General features: G+C 72.7%; 21 protein-coding genes. 13 read left to right on the forward strand and 8 right to left on the reverse strand.

The genetic code is table 11. The features are described 5' to 3' along the window. Positions 1-43: 43 nt before the first annotated feature. A complete protein-coding gene (locus NQO67_RS02880) occupies positions 44-925 on the reverse strand; it encodes a LysR family transcriptional regulator (protein WP_255945955.1) in 882 nt (293 codons plus the stop codon). A 142-nt stretch (positions 926-1,067) separates the two neighbouring features. Here NQO67_RS02880 and NQO67_RS02885 point away from each other — a divergent pair, with 142 nt between their 5' ends. The 10 genes from NQO67_RS02885 (at position 1,068) to NQO67_RS02930 (ending at position 10,435) form a co-directional block, all read left to right on the forward strand. Then, a complete protein-coding gene (locus NQO67_RS02885; RefSeq protein ID WP_255945957.1) occupies positions 1,068-1,739 on the forward strand; it encodes a succinate dehydrogenase in 672 nt (223 codons plus the stop codon). Position 1,740: 1 nt separating this feature from the next. Then, on the forward strand, positions 1,741-3,747 hold the full coding sequence (locus NQO67_RS02890) for a fumarate reductase/succinate dehydrogenase flavoprotein subunit (RefSeq protein WP_255945959.1): 2,007 nt from the start codon (positions 1,741-1,743) through the stop codon (positions 3,745-3,747). Further along, entirely contained in the window at positions 3,744-4,493 is a 750-nt protein-coding gene (locus NQO67_RS02895) for a succinate dehydrogenase/fumarate reductase iron-sulfur subunit (RefSeq protein WP_255945961.1), read from the forward strand. The genes NQO67_RS02890 and NQO67_RS02895 overlap by 4 nt, the downstream gene beginning before the upstream one ends. Before the next feature lie 266 nt (positions 4,494-4,759). Beyond that, positions 4,760-5,077: an antibiotic biosynthesis monooxygenase family protein gene (locus tag NQO67_RS02900; protein ID WP_255945963.1), complete on the forward strand. Its 318-nt coding sequence runs from the start codon at positions 4,760-4,762 to the stop codon at positions 5,075-5,077. 16 nt (positions 5,078-5,093) lie between these two features. After that, positions 5,094-6,215: an ABC transporter permease gene (locus NQO67_RS02905; RefSeq protein ID WP_255945965.1), complete on the forward strand. Its 1,122-nt coding sequence runs from the start codon at positions 5,094-5,096 to the stop codon at positions 6,213-6,215. After that, the gene (locus tag NQO67_RS02910) at positions 6,212-6,931 is read left to right on the forward strand and encodes an ABC transporter ATP-binding protein (protein ID WP_255945967.1); all 720 of its coding nucleotides are present in this window, start codon (positions 6,212-6,214) and stop codon (positions 6,929-6,931) included. The genes NQO67_RS02905 and NQO67_RS02910 overlap by 4 nt, the downstream gene beginning before the upstream one ends. A 27-nt stretch (positions 6,932-6,958) precedes the next feature. Then, complete coding sequence (locus NQO67_RS02915; protein ID WP_255945969.1) at positions 6,959-7,597, forward strand: TetR/AcrR family transcriptional regulator; 639 nt, start codon at positions 6,959-6,961, stop codon at positions 7,595-7,597. Positions 7,598-8,124: 527 nt separating this feature from the next. Further along, positions 8,125-8,961, forward strand: a complete 837-nt coding sequence (locus NQO67_RS02920; protein WP_255945971.1) for a GNAT family N-acetyltransferase — start codon at positions 8,125-8,127, stop codon at positions 8,959-8,961. After that, on the forward strand, positions 8,958-9,881 hold the full coding sequence (locus tag NQO67_RS02925) for a lysophospholipid acyltransferase family protein (protein WP_255945973.1): 924 nt from the start codon (positions 8,958-8,960) through the stop codon (positions 9,879-9,881). Before NQO67_RS02920 ends, NQO67_RS02925 begins: the two co-directional genes overlap by 4 nt. Positions 9,882-9,949: 68 nt before the next feature. After that, the gene (locus NQO67_RS02930) at positions 9,950-10,435 is read left to right on the forward strand and encodes a phosphatase domain-containing protein (RefSeq protein ID WP_255945975.1); all 486 of its coding nucleotides are present in this window, start codon (positions 9,950-9,952) and stop codon (positions 10,433-10,435) included. Between the two features lie 96 nt (positions 10,436-10,531). Here NQO67_RS02930 and NQO67_RS02935 read toward each other — a convergent pair whose 3' ends face one another. From NQO67_RS02935 to NQO67_RS02960, 6 genes are all read right to left on the reverse strand, one after another. Next, the gene (locus NQO67_RS02935; RefSeq protein ID WP_255945977.1) at positions 10,532-10,750 is read right to left on the reverse strand and encodes a dodecin; all 219 of its coding nucleotides are present in this window, start codon (positions 10,748-10,750) and stop codon (positions 10,532-10,534) included. A gap of 79 nt (positions 10,751-10,829) precedes the next feature. Next, on the reverse strand, positions 10,830-11,792 hold the full coding sequence (egtD, locus tag NQO67_RS02940; RefSeq protein WP_255945979.1) for an L-histidine N(alpha)-methyltransferase: 963 nt from the start codon (positions 11,790-11,792) through the stop codon (positions 10,830-10,832). Then, positions 11,789-12,550 (reverse strand): ergothioneine biosynthesis protein EgtC, encoded by a 762-nt coding sequence (gene egtC, locus NQO67_RS02945; RefSeq protein ID WP_255945981.1) that lies wholly within the window; start codon positions 12,548-12,550, stop codon positions 11,789-11,791. Before egtC ends, egtD begins: the two co-directional genes overlap by 4 nt. Then, entirely contained in the window at positions 12,550-13,926 is a 1,377-nt protein-coding gene (gene egtB / locus NQO67_RS02950) for an ergothioneine biosynthesis protein EgtB (RefSeq protein WP_255945983.1), read from the reverse strand. The genes egtC and egtB overlap by 1 nt, the downstream gene beginning before the upstream one ends. Continuing rightward, a complete protein-coding gene (egtA, locus tag NQO67_RS02955; protein WP_255945985.1) occupies positions 13,923-15,203 on the reverse strand; it encodes an ergothioneine biosynthesis glutamate--cysteine ligase EgtA in 1,281 nt (426 codons plus the stop codon). Before egtA ends, egtB begins: the two co-directional genes overlap by 4 nt. A 304-nt stretch (positions 15,204-15,507) precedes the next feature. Continuing rightward, the gene (locus tag NQO67_RS02960) at positions 15,508-15,954 is read right to left on the reverse strand and encodes a type II toxin-antitoxin system PemK/MazF family toxin (RefSeq protein ID WP_255945987.1); all 447 of its coding nucleotides are present in this window, start codon (positions 15,952-15,954) and stop codon (positions 15,508-15,510) included. Between the two features lie 142 nt (positions 15,955-16,096). Between NQO67_RS02960 and NQO67_RS02965 the strand changes: the two genes are divergently transcribed. Beyond that, positions 16,097-17,254, forward strand: a complete 1,158-nt coding sequence (locus NQO67_RS02965; protein ID WP_255945988.1) for a LacI family DNA-binding transcriptional regulator — start codon at positions 16,097-16,099, stop codon at positions 17,252-17,254. A gap of 137 nt (positions 17,255-17,391) precedes the next feature. Here NQO67_RS02965 and trxA read toward each other — a convergent pair whose 3' ends face one another. Next, positions 17,392-17,814 (reverse strand): thioredoxin, encoded by a 423-nt coding sequence (gene trxA / locus NQO67_RS02970; protein ID WP_255945990.1) that lies wholly within the window; start codon positions 17,812-17,814, stop codon positions 17,392-17,394. Between the two features lie 150 nt (positions 17,815-17,964). Between trxA and NQO67_RS02975 the strand changes: the two genes are divergently transcribed. Together NQO67_RS02975 and NQO67_RS02980 are read left to right on the forward strand one after the other, a co-directional pair. Then, entirely contained in the window at positions 17,965-19,395 is a 1,431-nt protein-coding gene (locus tag NQO67_RS02975) for a dihydrolipoyl dehydrogenase family protein (protein ID WP_255945992.1), read from the forward strand. Between the two features lie 253 nt (positions 19,396-19,648). Then, entirely contained in the window at positions 19,649-20,671 is a 1,023-nt protein-coding gene (locus NQO67_RS02980; protein WP_255946746.1) for a LacI family DNA-binding transcriptional regulator, read from the forward strand. The last annotated feature ends 32 nt before the right edge of the window (positions 20,672-20,703 follow it).

The following is a 20,703-nucleotide window of genomic DNA, read 5'->3' on the forward strand; positions in this document are numbered from 1 at the left end:
GGGGCGGGTTCGTCGGTTAGATAGGGGAGGCGCCCCGTCCAGCTCACCGTGCGAGCAGCATCCGCTGAAGCTCCCGGGCCGCTCGGGGCGGCGCGACGTCGCTACGGTGTGCGAGTGCAATCGTACGGTGTAGACCTGGACGGGCGAGCGGCGTGACGCGCAGGCCCCGGCCGGCCCGCTGGGCCACCATGTGCGGCACCACGGCCAGCCCGAGCCCCGCCCGGACGAAGCCCAGGACCGCGTCCATCTCGCCGCCCTCGACCGCGAAATCCGGCTCGAACCCCTCGGCGCGGCATGCGGCGACGGTCAGTTCCCGCAGGTCGTAGCCGTGCCGGAACATCACCAGGCGCTCGCCTTCCAGGTCGGGGATCCGTACCAGCGTGCCGTTCCCGGGTGCCGGCGCATCGGGGGAGGAGACCACCACCAGGTCCTCGCGGAGCAGTTCCACGGTCGTCAGGGCCGGCGACGGCGTGGGCAGGGGCAGCACCACCAGCGCGAGATCCAGCGCCCCGCGCGCCAGCTCCCGCACCAGGTCGTGGGAGCCGCTCTCCTCGATCAGCAGCCGGATGCCCGGATAGCGGTCGTGGAAGGCGCGCAGCACGTCGGGCAGCAGCCCGGTGCACATGCTCGGTGTCGCACCGAGCCGCACTCGTCCGCGGCGCAGCTGTGCCAGCTCCTGCACCTCCTGGCGTGCCGTGTCGGCGTCCGCGAGGATGCGGCGGGCCAGCGGCAGCAGGGCTTCGCCGGCGTCGGTGAGGGTGATGTTGCCCCGGGCGCGGCGGAAGAGATCGGCGCCCAGCTCGCGCTCCAGCGAGCGGATCTGCTGGGAAAGCGAGGGCTGTGCCACGTGGACGAGCTCGGCGGCCTGGGTGAAGTGCCGGGTCTCGGCGACCGCCACGAAGTACTGGAGTTGCTGGAACTGCATGGGGCCAGGATAGACGTTAATAGTTTCTGACTATGGAAATGAGCTATTCCATCTCTTGGACCGATCGCCCCTCTTCGTCCTAGCGTCTTGACCCATGGCACTGGCAACACGGACGGCGGCCCGGCGAGAGCACCGCCCGTCCATGACACGCACGCTGTGGGACTCCTCCGTCGGCAAGAAGACGGTGATGGCCGTGAGCGGCCTCATCATGCTGCTCTACCTGGTCGTCCACATGTTCGGCAATCTGAAGATCTTCTTCGGGCCCGGCACCTTCAACGACTACGCCCACTGGCTGCGCACCATCGGCGAACCGTTCATGCACTACGAGTGGACGCTGTGGGTGATCCGCGTCGTGCTCGTCGTCGCCGTCGTGGCCCACGCCACCTCCGCGTACCAGCTCAGCCGCCGTGACATCAGGGCCCGCCCCACCAAGTACGTGCACACCAGGGCCCGCGCCAGTTACGCAACCCGCACCATGCGCTGGGGCGGCGTGATCCTCGGACTCTTCATCGTCTGGCACATCCTCGACCTGACCACCGGCACCGTGCACTCCGGCGGGTTCCAGGAGGGCCACCCGTACCAGAACGTCGTGGACACCTTCTCCACCTGGTACGGCAACGCCATCTACATCATCGCGATGCTCGCGCTCGGCCTGCACGTCCAGCACGGCTTCTGGAGCGCCGCACAGACCCTCGGTGCCGGCAGCCGCACCCGGGACCGCATCTTCAAGATCATCGCCAATGCGCTCGCCGTGGTCCTGACGGCGGGCTTCATCGCCGTACCCGTCGGCGTCATGACCGGATTGGTGGCCTGACATGCCCGCTTCGCACTCCAGCAGCAGCGCTGACTCCGAATACACCGAATACACCGGCTACACCGAGTACGCGGCCTACACGACCGGCGAACCCGTCGCCGACACCAAGGCGCCCGCCGGCCCGGTCCACGAGCGCTGGGACACCCGCCGCTTCCAGGCGAAGCTGGTCAACCCGGCCAACCGCCGCAAGCACACCGTGATCGTCGTCGGCACCGGCCTGGCGGGAGGCTCCGCGGGCGCCACGCTCGCCGAGCAGGGCTACCACGTGGTGCAGTTCTGCTACCAGGACTCACCGCGCCGCGCCCACTCCATCGCCGCGCAGGGCGGCATCAACGCCGCGAAGAACTACCGCAACGACGGCGACTCGATCCACCGCCTCTTCTACGACACCGTCAAGGGCGGCGACTTCCGCTCCCGCGAGTCCAACGTGCACCGGCTCGCCCAGATATCGGTGCAGATCATCGACCAGTGCGTGGCCCAGGGCGTGCCCTTCGCGCGTGAGTACGGCGGCCTGCTGGACACCCGCTCGTTCGGTGGCGTGCAGGTCTCACGCACCTTCTACGCCCGTGGCCAGACGGGCCAGCAGCTGCTGCTGGGCGCCTACCAGGCGCTGTCCCGGCAGATCGCCGCGGGCAACGTCGAGATGCACCCGCGCACCGAGATGCTCGATCTGATCATGGTCGACGGCCGGGCCCGCGGCATCGTCGCCCGCGACCTGATCACCGGCAAGATCGACACCTACTTCGCGGACGCGGTCGTCCTCGCCAGCGGTGGCTACGGCAACGTCTTCTACCTGTCGACGAACGCCATGAACTCCAACGCCACCGCGATCTGGCGCGCCCACCGCAAGGGCGCCTACTTCGCGAACCCCTGCTACACGCAGATCCACCCCACCTGCATCCCGCGCACCGGCGACCACCAGTCGAAGCTGACCCTGATGAGCGAGTCGCTGCGCAACGACGGACGCATCTGGGTACCCAAGGCCAAGGGCGACACCCGGCCGCCGAACGAGATTCCCGAGGACGAGCGCGACTACTACCTGGAGCGCATCTACCCGTCCTTCGGCAACCTCGTCCCGCGCGACATCGCCTCGCGCGCCGCCAAGAACGTCTGCGACGAGGGCCGCGGCGTGGGCCCCGGCGGCCAGGGCGTCTACCTGGACTTCGCCGAGGCGATCCAGCGCATGGGCCGCAAGGCCGTCGAGGCCAAGTACGGCAACCTCTTCGACATGTACCAGCGGATCACCGACGAGGACCCGTACCAGGTCCCGATGCGGATCTACCCCGCCGTGCACTACACGATGGGCGGCCTGTGGGTCGACTACGACCTCCAGACCTCCATCCCCGGCCTGTTCGCGATCGGTGAGGCCAACTTCTCCGACCACGGCGCCAACCGCCTCGGTGCCTCCGCGCTGATGCAGGGTCTGGCGGACGGCTACTTCGTGCTGCCGTCCACGATCAACGACTACCTGGCCCGCAACCCCCACAAGGACGAGGTCACCGCCGAGCACCCGGCCGCGGTGGACGCCCTGAAGGAGACCGAGGACCGCCTGGCGCGGCTGCTCGCCGTCGACGGAGACCGCACCCCGGACTCCTTCCACCGCGAGATCGGCGAGCTGATGTGGGAGTTCTGCGGCATGGCCCGCAGCGAGTCGGGGCTGCACAAGGCCCTGGAGCGGATCCCGGCCATCCGCGAGGAGTTCTGGCGGCGCATCAAGGTGCCCGGCACCGGTGAGGAGTTCAACCAGTCGCTGGAGAAGGCCAACCGGATCGTCGACTACCTGGAGCTCGCCGAGCTCATGTGCCTCGACGCCCTGCACCGCAGCGAGTCCTGCGGCGGCCACTTCCGCGAGGAGTCGCAGACCCCGGACGGCGAGGCCGAGCGCAAGGACGACGAGTTCGGCTACGCGGCCGCCTGGGAGTACACCGGCACCGGTGCCGCCCCCGTCCTGCACAAGGAAGACCTGGTCTTCGAGTACGTCCACCCCACTCAGCGGAGCTACGCATGAAGCTCACCCTGCGCGTCTGGCGGCAGAAGAACGCCGACGCCGAAGGCGCCATGTCCACCTACGAGGTGGACGGCATCTCGACCGACATGTCCTTCCTGGAGATGCTGGACACCCTCAACGAGGAGCTCATCCTCAAGGGCGAGGAGCCGGTCGCCTTCGACCACGACTGCCGCGAGGGCATCTGCGGCGCGTGCAGTCTCGTCATCAACGGCGAGGCGCACGGCCCGGAGCGCACCACCACCTGCCAGCTCCACATGCGGGCCTTCAAGGACGGCGACACGATCGACATCGAGCCGTGGCGTGCCTCGGCGTTCCCGGTCGTGAAGGACCTGGTCGTGGACCGTTCCGCGTTCGACCGGATCATCCAGGCGGGCGGCTACGTCACCGCGCCGACCGGTGCGGCGCCCGAGGCGCACGCCACGCCGGTGCCGAAGGCGGACGCCGACTTCGCCTTCGAGCACGCCGAGTGCATCGGCTGCGGCGCCTGCGTGGCGGCCTGTCCGAACGGCGCGGCGATGCTCTTCACCTCCGCGAAGATCAACCACCTCAACGTGCTGCCGCAGGGCGCTCCGGAGCGTGAGACCCGGGTGCTGGACATGGTGGCGCAGATGGACGAGGAGGGCTTCGGCGGCTGCACCCTCACCGGGGAGTGCGCGACCGCCTGCCCGAAGGGCATCCCGCTCATGTCGATCACCGGCATGAACAAGGAGTGGCTGCGGGCGACCCGGCAGGCCGGCAAGCGCTGACCAGGTCGGACGCCGGCAGAAGAGGGCGGGAGTCAGTCTCACTGACTCCCGCCCTCTCGCGTTGCCTCTCGGTGTTCGCGACACACCTCCGACGCGCTCGGCTGACGATCCAGGCTGAGCAGGCCGTCTGTACCCGCTTCGTCGCAGTTCGGGGCACCTGAGCGCTCTTGCCGACGCCGGTGTCGGGAACCTGGGCTAGGATGCCGACATTGGTGTCGGCAAAACCTGTCGGCGCTTCCCCCTGCCTTGGAACAGGTGATTTCAGGATGTACACGGTGATGAACCGGATACCGGTCCCCGCGGCCGGCGCGGCGGCGTTCGAGGAGCGGTTCGCGGGGAGCATGCGCGGGACCCTGCCCGGCGTGCCGGGCCTGGTCGGTGCGCGGCTGCTGCGTCCCCGGCAGGAGGGCGGGGTGTACGTGGCGGTCATGGACTTCACGGACGAGGAGGCGTTCACGGCCTGGATGCGTTCGGACGCCTTCCGCGCCGCCCACGCCCAGGGACCCTCCGCCGGTGGGGCGCCCACCGACGGGCCGGGCGGCGGTGTGGAGGTCTTCGAGACCGTCGTCTCCGTCGGCGCCTGAGGCGAAGGGTCCTGTCGTGTTCCTCGCTCTTCGTGATCTGCGCTTCGCCCGCGGGCGGTTCGCCCTGATCGGCGCCGTGGTCGGCATGATCGCCGTCCTGGGCGTGATCCTCTCCGGGCTGGCCAGCGGCCTCGCCGACTCCGGCGTCTCCGCCCTGCGCGCCCTGCCGGCCACCCACCTCGCCTTCGACCACTCGGCCACCGGCGAGTTGTTCTCCCGCTCCACCGTCACCACCGACACCGCCGCACGGTGGGCCCGGCAGCCCGGCGTCCGCAAGGCCGAGCCGCTGGGCCAGCAGCTCGTGCACGCCCAGATCGGCGGCACCGGCGGCAAGCAGCTCGACCTCGCCGTGCTCGGCGTCGAGCCCGGAGGGTTCCTCGCCCCCGTGCCGCTGTCCGGCAAACCGCTGTCCGACAGCGGCCCGAACGGCGTCCTGGTCAGCGAGGAAATCCTCAAGGAGGGCGTCAGGATCGGCGACCGCCTCACCGCCGGCCAGGCCGGGACCGAACTGACCGTCACCGGCACGACCGGCCACGCCTCCTTCGGCCACGTCGGCGCCGTCTACGCCCCGCTGCCGCTCTGGCAGCAGCTCCACTACGGCCTGCCCGGCGCACTGCCCGACGCGGCCGCCCACCAGGCCACCGCCGTCGCCCTGCAACTCGCGCCCGGTACCGACACCGCCGCCGTCGACCAGCGCCTGGGCACCCGGACGGTCGACCGGGCCGGCGCCTACGCGGCCTCGCCGGGCTACACCGCCGAATCCAGCACCATGACCCTCATCCGCGGCTTTCTCTACGCCATCTCCGCCCTCGTCGTGGGTTCCTTCTTCACCGTGTGGACCATCCAGCGCCGCCACGAGATCGCCCTGCTGAAGGCGATCGGCGCCTCCACCGGCTACATCCTGCGCGACGCCCTCACCCAGGCCGCCGCCGTCCTGCTCGCCGCCACCGCCGCCGGAACCGCCGTCGGCCTGGCCGTCGGCGGAGCGATGAACGGATCCGCCCCCTTCTCCCTCCAGACCGGCCAGGTCACCCTCGCTGCCGCCCTGCTGATCGTCCTGGGGCTCGCAGGAGCCGCCGCCGCCATCCGCCGCATCACCAAGGTCCAGGCCCTCAGCGCACTCGGAGCCAACCGATGAACCACCCCGCCCCCGCACCGGCCCCCGCCCCCGGCTGCCCCCAAGGGACCGCCGTACTGCGCCTGACCGGCGTCACCCTGCACCTGGGCCGCGACCAGCAGCAGGTCACCGCCCTCGACGCGGTCGACCTCGCCGTCGCCCCCGGAGAACTCGTCGCCGTCACCGGTCCCTCCGGATCGGGCAAGTCCAGCCTCCTCGCCGTCGCCGGCGGCTTGCAGAGCCCGACCCGCGGCACCGTCCACGTCGCCGGGACCGATCTGACCACCCTCAAGGAGCACCAGCGCACCGCCCACCGCCGCCGCCACATCGGCTACGTCTTCCAGCACGCCAACCTCTTCGCCTCCCTCACCGCCCGCGAGCAGCTGCTGCTCACCGCCCACGCCGCCGGGCGGCTGGATGCCGCCACCCGTCGCCGCGCGGACGAACTCCTCGAAGCCGTCGGCATGAGCGCCCGCGCCGGCCACTGCCCCGACCGCCTCTCCGGCGGCGAGCGCCAACGCGTCGGCATCGCCCGCGCGCTCGTCCTCGCCCCCGAGGTCCTGCTCGTGGACGAGCCGACGTCCGCCCTGGACCGCGCCCGCGCCCGCGACATCGTCGGCCTGCTCGCCCAGCAGACCCGTGCCCACCGCACCGCCACCGTCATGGTCACCCACGACCACGAGATACTGGACACCGCCGACCGTGTCCTGACCCTGCGGGACGGCCGCCTGACCTGACCGCGCCCCCGAAAGGCACCCCGCCCCATGCCGAAGATCAACGCCGCCACCGTCGCCGAGCACCGTGCCCAGCAACGCGCCGCGCTGATCCAGGCCGCCGTCGACGTCCTCGTCGAACAGGGCGCCGCCGCCGTCACCCCGGCCGCGGTCGGCGCCCGCGCGGGGCTCGCCCGCTCCAGCTTCTACCAGTACTTCCCCTCCGCCGCCGCCCTGCTCGCCGCCATCGTCGAAGAGGCGTTCACCGCCGCCGACGCCGCCACCGCCCAGGCCCTCGCCGACCTACGCGAACCCGTCCAGCGCCTCGACGCCTTCATCCGCACCGAACTCCTCCTCGCCGCCCGAGGCGCGCACCGCCCCGCCAAAGCACTCATGCAGGCCGACCTCCCGCCTGAGTGCCTGGCCCGCGTCCACGAACTCCACCACCGCCACAACGCCCCCCTCCAGGCCGCGATCGCCGCCCTGCCCGGCGACGCCCCCGAACTGACCGGCCAACTCGTCGGCGGCACCGTCCAAGCCGCCATGACCGCCGTCGAACACGGCGCCGACCCCGTCCGCGTCGCCGACCGCGCCCTCGCCCTCCTACGGCACGGACTCACCCCGCAGAGCGCCGAGCAGTCCGACGACCACCCGGCCACAGCTCAGGGCCGAGCCGTGCCACCAGCGTGATCATCCACCCGGCTCGGGTAGCCACCGGACCGGCGACGCCGGCACCATGCCCGGCCGCGTGCGCGGATGCCGTCGGGGACCCGTGCGAACGTGGTGGCGTCGTTGACGTCGCCCCCTGGCAAGCACGGTCGACAGCGGCAGGCCCCGGCCGTCGACGGTGAAGGCGGACCCCGGTGGTCGGCCCTGCCCGGGACCGGCCCAGTGCCTGGCGCGTCTGCGAGCGGCCCGGATCGTCCGGTTCCTCCCGCCGGCGTCGGGTCCGACGCCTCCTCCAGAGGTCGTCCGACACACCTCCGGCACCCGGTGGCGCTGGCACCTCCTGACAGACTGCGCCGCATGTCAAAGGGCCGCGAGAGGTGATCTACACGTTCGCCCCGGAGCCGTGTCGTCAGCGTTTCAGCATCCGCTCACCCCTGCTCTCGCCCCAGGCCATACGCGCGCCAGCAAACGGCGGCAGAACTGAACGCAGGGAGTCCACGCCGTGGATCCCGCGTCCCGCTCGCCCCGCCGTGACCCTGGAGCCAGCCATGACCGCTGTCCCCGCGCCAACCGTCCCCGCGGCGCCGCCCGCCCCCACCGTCCCCGAAGCATCCGAGGCCCCGTCCTCCGCACCGGCCCGTTACACCGTCTCGCTCGCCCGCGACGCGTCCGACGTACGAGCCGCCCAGCGGCTGCGCCACGACGTCTTCGCGGCGGAGCTCGGCGCGCACCTGCGGGACGCACCGGAGCCGGGCATCGACGCCGACGCGTTCGACGCGTTCTGCGACCACCTGCTGGTCCGCGACGCCACCACCGAACAGGTCGTCGGCACGTACCGGCTGCTGCCGCCGGACCGCGCCGCCGCGGCCGGGGGGTGGTACTCCGAGGGCGAGTTCGACCTCGGCGCGCTCGCCGGCATCCGCCCGGAACTCGTCGAGGTCGGCCGTTCCTGTGTGCATCCGGACCACCGCGACGGTGCCGTCATCGGTCTCATCTGGGCCGGCATAGCCCGCTACCTGACCGAGGGCGGTCACACCTGGTTGGGCGGCTGCTGCTCCGTGCCGCTCGACGACGGCGGCAGGCTCGCCGCGGACACCTGGGACCAGGTACGGGAACGGCACCTGGCGCCCGAGGAGTACCGGGTGCGGCCCCTGCTGCCCTGGCGACACGAGACCGTCAGCAGGACCGCCGGGACCGCGACCGACACCGGCCGCACCGCGCTGCCTGCGCTGCTCCGCGGCTATCTGCGGCTCGGGGCCTGGGTCTGCGCACCGCCCGCGTACGACCCCGACTTCGGCGTCGCCGATCTGTACGTGCTGCTGTCGATGCGCCGCCTCCACCCGCGGTACCTGCGGCACTTCCTCTCCCTGTGCCCGGCGTCATGAGCACCTGGCTGCCCAGCGCGCCCTGCACTCCAACGGCGTGCGGAGCCCGGGTGCCCGCCGCTGCTGCGCTGCCGCGCGCGCTGCTCCGGCTGGCCGCCCTCGCGGCCGTCCTCGTCGTCGGGATAGCGCTGTCCCCCCTGGCCGCCCGCTGCGCCCCCGGCCGGCGCGCCCGGTTGGTCAGGCTCTGGTGCAGGGCCCTGCTGCACGCGGTCGGTGTGCGCCTGCGGGTCGACGGTGACCTGACGAGCCGCCCCGGCCGGGCCGGATCCGAAGGGTGCTCCGGCGTGACCGGCGAGGGCGGCGGACAGGCGGGTGGCTCCGGAAGGAACACCACCGAGGGCCGGGCGGGCGTGCTGGTCGTCGCCAACCACATCTCCTGGCTCGACATCCCGGTCCTCGCGGCCGTCCGGCCCGCCCGGATGCTCGCCAAGTCCGAGGTACGCACCTGGCCCGTCGCCGGCCGGCTCGCCGTGCGCGGTCGGACCCTCTTCATCGACCGGAGCCGCCCGCGCGCCCTGCCCGGCACCGTCGCCGGGATCGCCGCGGCGCTACGGGACGGCGCGGCCGTCGCCGCGTTCCCCGAGGGCAGCACCTGGTGCGGCAGGGACCGGGGGCCCTTCCGGCGCGCCGTCTTCCAGGCCGCCCTGGACGCGCACGTACCGGTGCAGCCGGTCGGCATCGCCTACGCGCTCGGCTGCAAAGCGCCCAGCACCACGCCGGCGTTCGTCGGCGACGACACCCTGATCGCGTCCGTGTGGCGGGTGGCCGCCGCCCGCGGACTCGTCGCGCGGGTGCGCATCCCTGCGGCGCTCGACGTCGGGGACCATCCCGACCGCCGCTCGCTGGCCCGCGCGGCACAGGACGCGGTGGACGGGGCGCCCTCCGCGTACCGGCGTGGCGGCTGCGGCGCGCCGCAATGACGCACCTCACACCCGCGCCGGGGCCGAAGCCGCGCCGGGAACCACCGGCGCCCGCCTACCCTTTCCGGGTGACGGACAAAAGACCGCTGGCCCTGTTCGACCTGGACGGCACCCTCGCGGACACCGCGCACCGGCAGGGCTTCCTGCGGCGCAGGCCCCGGGACTGGAACGCGTTCTTCGCAGCGGCCGTCGACGACCCGCCCCTCGCGGCGGGCATCGCGCTGCTGCTGGAGCAGGCCCGGCACTGCGAGATCGGCTACCTCACCGGCCGGCCGGAGCGCTGCCGCGCGGACACCGAGGCCTGGCTCGCCGCACAGGGGCTGCCGAAGGGCCGCATCTGGATGCGCCGCAACGACGACCGGCGGCCCGCCCGGCACACCAAGCTCCAGGTGCTGCATGACATCGCGGCGCACCGCACCGTCGGCGTGTTCGTCGACGACGACGAGCTGGTGTGCGACGCGGCCGAGCGGGCCGGCTTCCCGGTCGTACGCGCCGACTGGGCCCGCCCGTCCGCGGCGCTCAAGGACGCGCAGGAGCGCGCGGGCCGGACCTGACCGCCGGCGCGTGCGGCCGCGGCCGGAGCGATCCCGCGGTGGCCGATCTGCCGCCGCCCTGGATGCCCTCGCCCGGCACGCCGTGCCGGGGACGGCTCAGCCGGTCGCGTCCTCCAGGCGGAAGCCGACCTTGAGCGCCACCTGGTAGTGCTCGATCTGCCCGTCCTCGATCTGACCGCGTACCTCCGTCACCTCGAACCAGTCGAGGTTCCTGATGGTCTGCGAGGCCCGCGAGACCGCGTTGCGGATGGCCTGGTCGATGCCCTCGTGGGAGGTGCCGACGATGTCGGTGACCCGGTAGGTGTGTTCACTCATGTGCGTCCTCCTTCGTATGTGTCCGTGTGCGTCCTGCTGTGTGCGCCGGGTGCGCCCGGCCGGGCGGCACGGGCGTCCGCTACGCCGCCACGCTCAGCGACAGCGCGAACCGCTCGGCCGCGTCGGTCCACCAGTGGGTGCGGACCAGCCCCGCGGCGGCCAGCTCCGCGTCGACGCCGGCCGCGCGGAACTTCGCCGACACCTCGGTGCGCAGGTCCTCGCCGGCCGCGAAGTCGACGGCGAGATCGAGCGCCGGGATCTTCACGGTCTGCGGGGTACGGGAGCGCAGCCGCATCTCGATCCACTCGCGCTCCGCGTCCCAGACGGCGACGTGCGTGAACTCCTCCGGGCGGAAGTCGGCGGCCAGCTCACGGTTGACCACGCTCAGCACGTTCTTGTTGAAGGCGGCCGTGACGCCCTCCGTGTCGTCATAGGCCGCGACCAGGACCGACTCGTCCTTGACCAGGTCGGTGCCGAGCAGCAGGGCGTCGCCGGGGGCGAGCAGCGAGCGCACCGCGGTGAGGAACCGGGCACGCTCGGGCGGCAGCAGATTGCCGATGGTGCCGCCGAGGAACGCCACCAGCCGAGGCCCGGGGGTGTCCGGCAGCGTCAGGGATCCGGTGAAGTCGGCGACCAGCGCGTGCACATCGAGCTCCGGACGTTGCGCGAGCAGTGCCTCGCCCGCTCGGGTGAGGGCGCTCTCGCTGACGTCCACGGGGACATAGGCACGCAGGTCGGTCAGCGCATCGAGCAGGTACCGGGTCTTCTCCGAGGATCCCGAGCCCAGCTCCACCAGCGTGCGCGCCCTGCTCACCGCGGCGATCTCGGTGGCGCGGGTACGCAGGATCTCGCGCTCGGCACGCGTCGGATAGTACGCGTCGAGCCGGGTGATCTGCTCGAACAGCTTGCTGCCGCGGGCGTCGTAGAACCACTTCGGCGGCAGCGTCTTGGGCGTGGCGGTCAGACCGTCACGCACGTCCGTGCGCAGTGCGGCGCCGGTGGCGTCCTCGGGCAGGCTGCGGGTGACGTGGAAGGGACTCATGAGGGCTCCTTCAGCGAGGTCAGCCGGACGTCGGCAGGGGTCGCGACGATCAGGGTCCGCTCCGGCGCCTCGCACCAGCGCGGATCGTCGTCATAGGGTTCGGAGGCCACCACGACCCGGGGGCCCGGGCCAGTGCGGTAGTACAGCGCGTCGCCCCACGCTGTGGCCATGATCGCCGAACCGTTGGTGAGCAGCAGGTTGAGCCGCGAGCCGGGCGCGGCCCGCGCCACGTCACGCACGGTGTCCGCGAGCGCCTCACCCGCCCGATCGCGGTAGTCGCCGTGCCGCAGCCGGTGCAGCACCAGCGCCCACACCAGCGCCGAGTCGCTGCGCGCCGCGAGGGAGAGCAGCTCGACGGGCGGCAGCGTCGTGGCGAGCGGTGCCAGGGAGCCGGGCCACCCGGCGACCGCGCCGGTGTGGCTGAACAGCCACGGCCCGTCGGCGAACGGCGCCGCGGCGGCGGCACCGTCCGCACCGCGCTCCGTCGCGTCCCGCACCGCCCCGAGCAGCGCACCGGTGCGCACCACCCGGGCGAGGTCCGTGAACGACTCGTCGGCCCACACCGGCCCCGCCCTGCGGTAGCGGGCCGGCACCGGATCGCCCGCGGCGTACCAGCCCACCCCGAAGCCGTCCGCGTTGACCGTGCCGTGCCGCTGGCGACGGGGTGCCCACGACTGGCGGACCAGGCCGTGCGGAGGATCCACGAGCAGGTCGCCGAACGGCACGGTGGGACCCAGATAGGCCAGATGGCGGCACATCAGCGCACCTCCCGCATGCCCACCCAGGCCGCCCGGCCGATGTCCGGTGGCGCATCACGCGCGGTGCGGAAACCGGAGAAGATCTGCCGCCGTACGGGGTAGTCCCAGTTGCGGAACGTGCCCCGGCAGACCACGTCGGCCACCGCGAACGAGCCCCCGCGCAGCACCTTGTGGTCACTGCCGAAGAACACCTCGGAGTACTCCTTGTAGGGGAACGGCCGAAAGCCCGGATACGGCAGGAAGTCGCTCGCCGTCCATTCCCACACGTCCCCCATCAGCTGCCGCGCCCCGCACGGCGCCTCCCCGGCCGGGTAGCTGCCGGCCGGTGCCGGGCGCAGATGGCGCTGGCCCAGGTTGGCGTGGTCGGCGCGTGGATCGGCGTCGCCCCACGGATAGCGCATCGAGCGGCCCGTGACGGGGTCGTGGCGGGCGGCCTTCTCCCATTCGGCCTCGGTGGGCAGCCGGCGGCCCGCCCACCGCGCATACGCGTCCGCCTCGTACCAGCTGACGTGCAGCACCGGCTCCTCGGGCGGTACCGGCTCGGTGACGCCGAACCTGCGCCGCACCCACGCCCGGCCCTCCCGCCGCCAGAACAGCGGTGCCGTGATGCCGTGCTCGCGCAGATACGCCCAGCCCTCCGGGGCCCACCAGCGCGGCTCGTCGTAACCGCCGTCAGCGAGGAACATCTGGTACGCGGCATTGGTCACCGGCACCGTGTCGATGAAGAACGGCGGGACGAGGCGGCGGTGCGCGGGGCGCTCGTTGTCCAGCGCCCAGGGCTCGGTGGAGGTGCCCATGGTGAACGGGCCGCCCGGCACCAGGACCTCGGCAGATGCGACGAACTTGGCAGCGGCGCCCGGATCGGGGTCCGGGGCGGTCAGCGCCACGGGCCCGTTGCGCAGCTGATGGGTGATCAGCATGGTCTCGTCGTGCTGCTGCTCGTGCTGCGCGATCATGCCGAAGGCGAAACCCGCCGCGGTGAGCGGCGTGCCGTCGAACCTGGTGCTCTCCAGCACGTCGAGCGCCCGGCCGCGTACCTCGGCCGCGTACCTGCGGGCCTCACGCGGCGGCAGCAGCGGCAGGGTGGGACGTTCCGCCCGCGGATGCTCGAAGGCGTCGTACAGCGGATCGATGTCCGGCCGCATCGCCGGGCGGCCTGCGACCGCCCGCAGCAGCCACAGCTCCTCCTGGTTGCCGATGTGCGCGAGATCCCATACCAGTGGCGACATCAGCGGAGAGTGCTGCGCCGTCAGTTCGGGCTCCGACACGCACTCCGTGAGCAGCGCGGTACGCTCCCGGGCCGCCAGCAGTGCCGCCAGGGCGCGCTTTCTGAGCACGTCGGCCGACGTCTCGGAGGCGGTGGTGGGATCGGTCATGACGGCAGGTCCTTCCCCATGACGGTCAAACGGTCGATCAGGTCGTCCGCCGGGCAGCGCCCGCGGACGACATAGCGTTCGGTGTACGCCGCCACCAGGTCGAGCACCGTCCGGGTGGCCCCGAGCCGGGGCAACGCCTCCAGGGCCGCGGCGAAGCAGACGGCGGCGGCGTCCTGGAGCTCCGGATCGGCCAGCGCATGGCGGGCGGCGGCCAACCACAGCGCGTTGCGCGGTGCGGGCGCCGGGCCCGCGCGCTCCGCCAGCGGCTTGACGACGCGGTAGGCGGTCTCGGTGGCGGCCTCGTCGTCGAAGAGGGCGGCCGTGACGGCGAGCGGCACGATCCAGCCGTCGTCGCCCGACTGGGCATCGATCATGCGCAGTTCGAGATGGCCGCGCGGGCGCACCGGCGGGAAGAGAGTGGACAGGTGGTAGGAGAGGTCGGCGCGGGTGAGCGGGCGCGGTGCTCCGCAGCGCACCCAGGAACGGGGCGTCAGCCCGTACGGCACCAGCCAGGGGCCGTGGTCGGCACGGATACACATCACGGGGGCGTCCAGCACGCGTCTGGCCCAGGCCGCGCGCGGCTCACCGTCCAGCCGCGGCGCGGCCGACCTGCCCGGTTCGATGCTCGCCCACAGCCACTGCCGCGACGAGCGCCAGCCGCTCAGCCGGCCGCGCAGCAGGGGTGAGTTGGCGAAGGCGGCCACCAGGACGGGCCCCAACAGATAGGCCAGCCGCCAGCGGCGCGCATGACCGAGCGGACCCGGCTCCTCGTAGCCGGCGTCGAGGCAGACCTGGACCGACGCCGAGGAGCACATCATGCCGCGCCCGGCGGGACCGGTCCGGTCCAGGTAGGCCTCCATGGCGTCGTACCGGGGTTGGCGCAGCAGTCGGGCCGGGGGGCGCCACGGGTCGGTGCCAAGACCGGTGAGGGCGAGGCCGAAGGCGCCGAGCGTGGTCCGCACCAGGGCCAGGTCGGCCGAGACGGCCGACACGCACTCCATCAGGGACCCGGCGGGCGGCGAGCTCAGCTCCAGCTGGCCGCCGGGCTCGACGGTCAACGCCGAGTACAGGGGCAGCGCCCGTACCGCGGCGTACACCGCCTCGAAACGGTCGGGTGTCAGCGGTAGATGCGGGCGGTGCGGCTCGTGGACAAGCCACTCCACCTCCACGCCGGTGGTGCGCGGTGGGCCCGTCTTGAAGCAGATGCCGCGCACCAGCGCCTCCAGATCGGCCTCGGTGGCCGCCGGATCGCTCTCGGTAGGGTCGCCCTCGATCATGACGCGTCCTCCTGATCCCCCAGCTGAAGATCATGAGCCGGCCTGGTCACGGGTGGGCCGCGTCGTCCGTGCCCCACCCGTCCCCAGTGCCCCAAGGCAACAGGGGTGCCCCCAGGCCGCTCACGCCGGGCCGCACGGAGACTGAAGGGTCCCGCGTGCGGCCGGCGGGGTGCGTGTTCCCCGTTCGCCGGGTGGCATGCCGGCGAGTACGGGGGGTGGTGGTGCGCCGGCGTGGGGCGGGTGGGTGCCGGCGCGGCCCGACTCCGCGCCGGCGATGGGCCGTTGCACGCCGGCGACGGGGGTCTCACTGCCAGCCGTAGCGCTCCTGAAGGCGGTGGATCACGAGGTTGAAGCGCATCCGGTCCAGCGCGCACGCCTCGCGTCGCATGCCCTTTTCGTGCACCCGCAGTACCCGGTCGATGTCCACCCATGAGTCCCGGCCTTCCCGGTCCCAGGGACCGTTGCCGATCGGCACCCACTCACGGTCGTGGTCGTGCCGCTTGCTGGACAGCTGGACGGCGAGCAGGGTGCCCGCCGCCTCGCGGGCGACGACCAGGACCGGCCGGTCCTTGCCACGGCCGTCGTTCTCCTCGAACGGTACCCACGTCCAGACGATTTCGCCGGGGTCGGGATCGCCGTCATGAGCGGGCGCGTACTCCGTCCGCACCTTGCCCACCCGGTCGGGCCGCGCCTGCGTGGTCGCCGTGGGTCCGCTCTGGCCCGGCGTGTCGTACTCGATGTACTCGGTCATCCGGGTCACGTTAGGGCCTGGTCGTCCGCGTCCGGAGTCCGGGGCCCGGCACCGCGGGCGTGGCGGCAATCGTTCCTTGGGCGCCGGAGTTTGCCGGGTGTCCGTGCCGCCGCCACCTGTAAGTGGAAGAATACGGGGCGTCATGGCGCGGATACCGAACGAGCAGGCAGCACGGCGGCAAGCGGCACGGCGGCAAGCGGCACGGCCGCCGGCCGGGCCGCCGGTGCCCGCGCCCGCCGGCCCACCGGACGGGCCGGCCGGCGGCGCGGCCGCGGCGGCGACCGGATCCGCCGTGCTGACCGGCGCCCCCACCAGCACGGACGTCGCCCGGCTCGCCGGAGTCTCGCGGGCCACCGTCTCGTACGTGCTGAACAACACCACCACCATGCGGATCAGCGAGGCCACTCGGCAGCGGGTACTGGCCGCGGCCGAGGAGATCGGCTACGTGCCGCACGCGGCAGCGCGCAGCCTGCGGGCCGGACACAGCCGGATGGTGCTGATGCCCGCGCCGAACGTGCCGCTCGGCGCGCTCTACGGCGGATTCCTCGGCGATCTCCAGCAGGCGCTGGGCCGTTCGGAGTACACCGTGGTCCAGTACGGCGGGGTGGGCCGTACCGGTGACGACGCCGCCCGTGCGTGGGCGGAGTTCCGGCCCGTCGCGGTGCTCGCCCCGGCCGGGCACGGCCTCGGGCCATGGGGCGTGGCGTTACTGAAGCGCTCCGGCGCCCGTGCGGTGCTGACCCTCGGTCCCGAGCGGGTGGACGGTGCGCACGCCCTGCTCACCGACCACCGCAAGGTCGGCCGGTGCGCCGCCACCCATCTCCTGGAGCGCGGGCGCACCGCACTCGGTCTGATCGTGCCCGGCGAGCGTGGCCTGGAGGCGGTCTCGCACGCGATCGCCGCGGGCATGCGGCACGCCCTGGCGGACAGCGGCGTCCCGGGGGCCACGCTCACCGAGGTGCCGCTCGACCGCACGGAGGAGGCGGCCGCCCGCCTTGCGTCCCGCTGGCGCGGCCTCGGCCTCGACGGGGTCTTCGCCCACAACGACGAGTACGCGATGCTGCTGATGCGCGCCTTGCAGGACGAAGGCGTGGCGGTGCCCGCGCAGACCGCCGTCATGGGCGCCGACGACCTGCTGCTCGGCCGGCTGCTCCGGCCGCGGTTGAGCACGGTACGGATCTCGCTGCCGTCCGCCCAGACCCTCGCCGCGCTCGTCGACCGCCTGGTCAACACGCCCGGTGGGCAGCCCGAGGTGCACGACCTGCTCCGAGCCACGGCGGTGCGGCGCGAGTCCACGTGAGGGGCACGGGCCAGGCCCGTGCCCCGGTGCCCGCGGCGTGCGGCACGCCCAGGTTCGACTCCGCCTCTTGACGGGCCTTACCGTCCCTCGCGGGGCCGGGCGGGGTCTCGCCCCGTGGTCCGGCCCCTACGTGGCCGCTACGCTTCCGCCGGTCCGCCGCCGTCGGGGCTGGCGCCGCCGTCCGGGCTCGCGCCCCGTGCCTCGGCCGCTGCGATCGACTTGCGGACCTCGTCCATGTCCAGGTTCCTGGCCTGGCCGATGACGTCGTCCAGCGCCGCTTCCGGCAGGGCCCCCGGCTGGGCGAACACCGCGACCTGGTCCCGGACGATCATCAGCGTGGGAATCGACTGGATACCGAAGGCCTGCGCCAGTTCAGGCTGCGCCTCGGTGTCGATCTTGCCGAAGATCAGGTCCGGGTTGTCTTCCGCGGCCTTCTCGTACACGGGCTCGAACTGTTTGCACGGACCGCACCACGATGCCCAGAAATCGATCAGGACAAAGTCGTTCTCCGTGACTGTCTGGTCGAAATTGTCTTTCGTGAGCTCCACGGTGCTGCTCATGACGTAACTACCTCTTCGTCGATGGACCGAGCCGGTCCCTGATCCTGCCAGAACCCAGCACACCACTCGTAGTGGCCTGCGTCGGCCCGGCCGTTCCCCGCGCGCGTACCCGTGTGGCATCCGCGCACACCTGCTAGCAGACTGACTTTCATGACGGATGCGATCGAGTACGACGTGGTGGTGCTGGGTGCGGGGCCGGTAGGGGAGGTCGCCGCGGATCGGGTGCGCGCCGCAGGTCTGAGTGTTGCCATCGTGGAGAGCGAACTGGTCGGCGGAGACTGTTCTTACTGGGCCTGCATCCCCAGCAAGGCGCTGCTGCGCCCGGTGATCGCCCGTGCCGACGCGCGCCGGGTCTCCGGCGTGCGGACTGCGGTGCAGGGACCGCTCGACGTGCCCGGTGTCCTCGCCCGGCGCGACAGCCAGGTCACGCACTGGAAGGACGACGGCCAGGTCGGCTGGCTGAACGGCATCGGGGCCGATCTCTACCGCGGCCAGGGCCGCATCTCCGGAGTACGCCAGGTCACCGTGAGCGGCTCGAACGGTGCCAGGCAGGTGCTGTCCGCCCGGCACGCCGTGGTCGTCGCCACCGGCAGCTCGGGAGCGGTGCCGCCGGTGCCGGGGCTGGCCGAAGCCCGGCCGTGGAACAGCCGGGACGCCACGTCGAGCCAGGAGGTGCCCGACCGGTTGCTGGTGATCGGCGGCGGCGCCGTCGGCTGCGAGATGGCCACCGTCTGGCAGGCGCTCGGCTCCCGAGTGACCATGCTGGTGCGCGGCGGTGGGTTGCTGCCGCGCATGGAGCCGTTCGTCGGGGAGCTGGTGGCCGAGTCGCTGCGCGAGGCGGGCGCCGAGATCCGGACCGGGGTGGAGGCCACCTCCGTGACCCGCACTGGGGACACGACCACCGTCGAGCTGTCCGACGGGGTGAGTATCGAAGCCGACAAGATCCTGGTGGCCGCCGGGCGCGTGCCGCGCACCGACGACATCGGTCTCGACACGATCGGCCTGGAACCGGGTTCCTGGCTGACCGTCGACGACAGCTGTCGAGTGGCGGGCTTCGACTGGCTGTACGCGGCCGGTGACGTCAACCACCATGCGCTCCTCACCCACCAGGGCAAGTACCAGGCGCGCATCCTCGGTGCCGCGATCGGCGCCCGCGCCCGGGACGGGGCGGCGCTGTCCACCGAGCCCTGGGGCCCGTACACGACGACCGCCGACCGTGCCGCCGTGGCGCAGGTGGTCTTCACCGATCCCGAGGCCGCCGCGGTGGGACTCTCCCTGGCCGAGGCGGAAGCCGCCGGCCACCGGGTGCGCGCCGTCGACCAGGACATGTCGAGCGTCGCCGGGACCGGCCTGTTCGCCGACGGCTACCGCGGCCACGCCCGCATCGTCGTCGACCTCGATCGCGAGGTGCTGCTCGGAGTCACCTTCGCCGGCCCCGGTGTGGCGGAGCTCCTGCACTCCGCGACCATCGCGGTGGCCGGTGAGGTGCCGATCGACCGGTTGTGGCACGCGGTCCCGTCGTTCCCGACGATCAGCGAGATCTGGCTGCGGTTGCTGGAGGCCTACCGCGACGGGGCGTGAGCGCATCCCCGGCCGGCACACCCGGTGCTGAGCCCGGCTCGGGGGAGGGGCGTGTGTGAGGGGTGCGGGTGACGGGCGCGTGTGACGGGTGCGTCCGCGGTGACCGAAGGCGCCCGCCGCCACCCCATGTGTCCGCGGTGAGCCGTCGGCTGCCGCGGTCGTTGGCATGCCGCCGTCCGGGCCGTGGAAACCGACGTGAGGCCGATCCGGCACGCTGGATACGATCGCGGCCGGCGGAAGGAAGAGCGACGTGGTGGCCAGGCCCAGCATCAAGGACGTGGCGCAGTACGCGGGCGTCTCCCCGAAGACCGTCTCGAACGTCATCAACGACTACGAGCACGTCTCCGAGCGCACCCGCGCCGCCGTCCGCGAGGCGATCGACGCGCTGGGCTACCGGGTCAACATCGTCGGCCGTCAGCTGCGCCGCGGTCGCACCGGCATGATCGCCCTGGTGGTACCGGAACTGGACGTCGCCTACTTCACCGAGTTGGCCCGGCACGTGATGCTGGAGGCCGACCGGCGCGGCGGCACCGTGCTCATCCACGAGACCGGCGGCCGTCGAGAGCGGGAACTGGCCGCGGTGAGCGGTTTCGACGTGCAGTTCACCGACGGTGTCATCCTGAGCCCGCTCGCCCTGCTGCCGCGCGACGTGACCAGCCGGGACAGCCGCTTGCCGCTGGTGCTGCTGGGGGAGCGGACCGCGCCCCGCGGCACCGGCGGCGTCGACCACGTGGGCATCGACAACGTGGCCGCGGCCCGTGCGGCCACCGCGCACCTGCTGGCCAGGGGGCGGCGCCGTATCGCCGTGGTGGGCGGCGCGCTGCGCGGCCCTCAGGGCACCGACCGGCTGCGCACCCACGGCTACCGCGAGGCGCTGCGCGCCGCCGGTGTGCCGTTCGCCACCGACCTGGTCGTGCCCGTTCCCGCCTTCCACTGGCAGGACGGCGCACGTGCCGCGACCGACCTGCTGGCCCGCGCCGAGCCGCCGGACGCGCTGCTCTGCCTCAACGACCACTTGGCGTTGGGCGCGGTCCGGGCGCTGCACGAGCAGGGCCGCACGGTCCCCGGGGACCTGGACGTGGTGGGCTTCGACGACATCGAGGCCGCCCGGTTCAGCATCCCGACCCTGACCACGGTGGCCCCCGACAAGCGGGAGATCGCCCGTGCGGCCGTGAACCTGCTGATGGACCGTGTCGAACGCCCCGAGGAGCCCCGTCCACCCGAGGAGTACACGGCGGCGCACCGCCTGATCGTCCGGGAGAGCTCGGGCGGTTGACGCGGGGCGGCGACGGTCCGTCCGCCTGGTTG

Source organism: Streptomyces odontomachi (assembly GCF_024435355.1).
Lineage (GTDB): Bacteria > Actinomycetota > Actinomycetes > Streptomycetales > Streptomycetaceae > Streptomyces > Streptomyces odontomachi.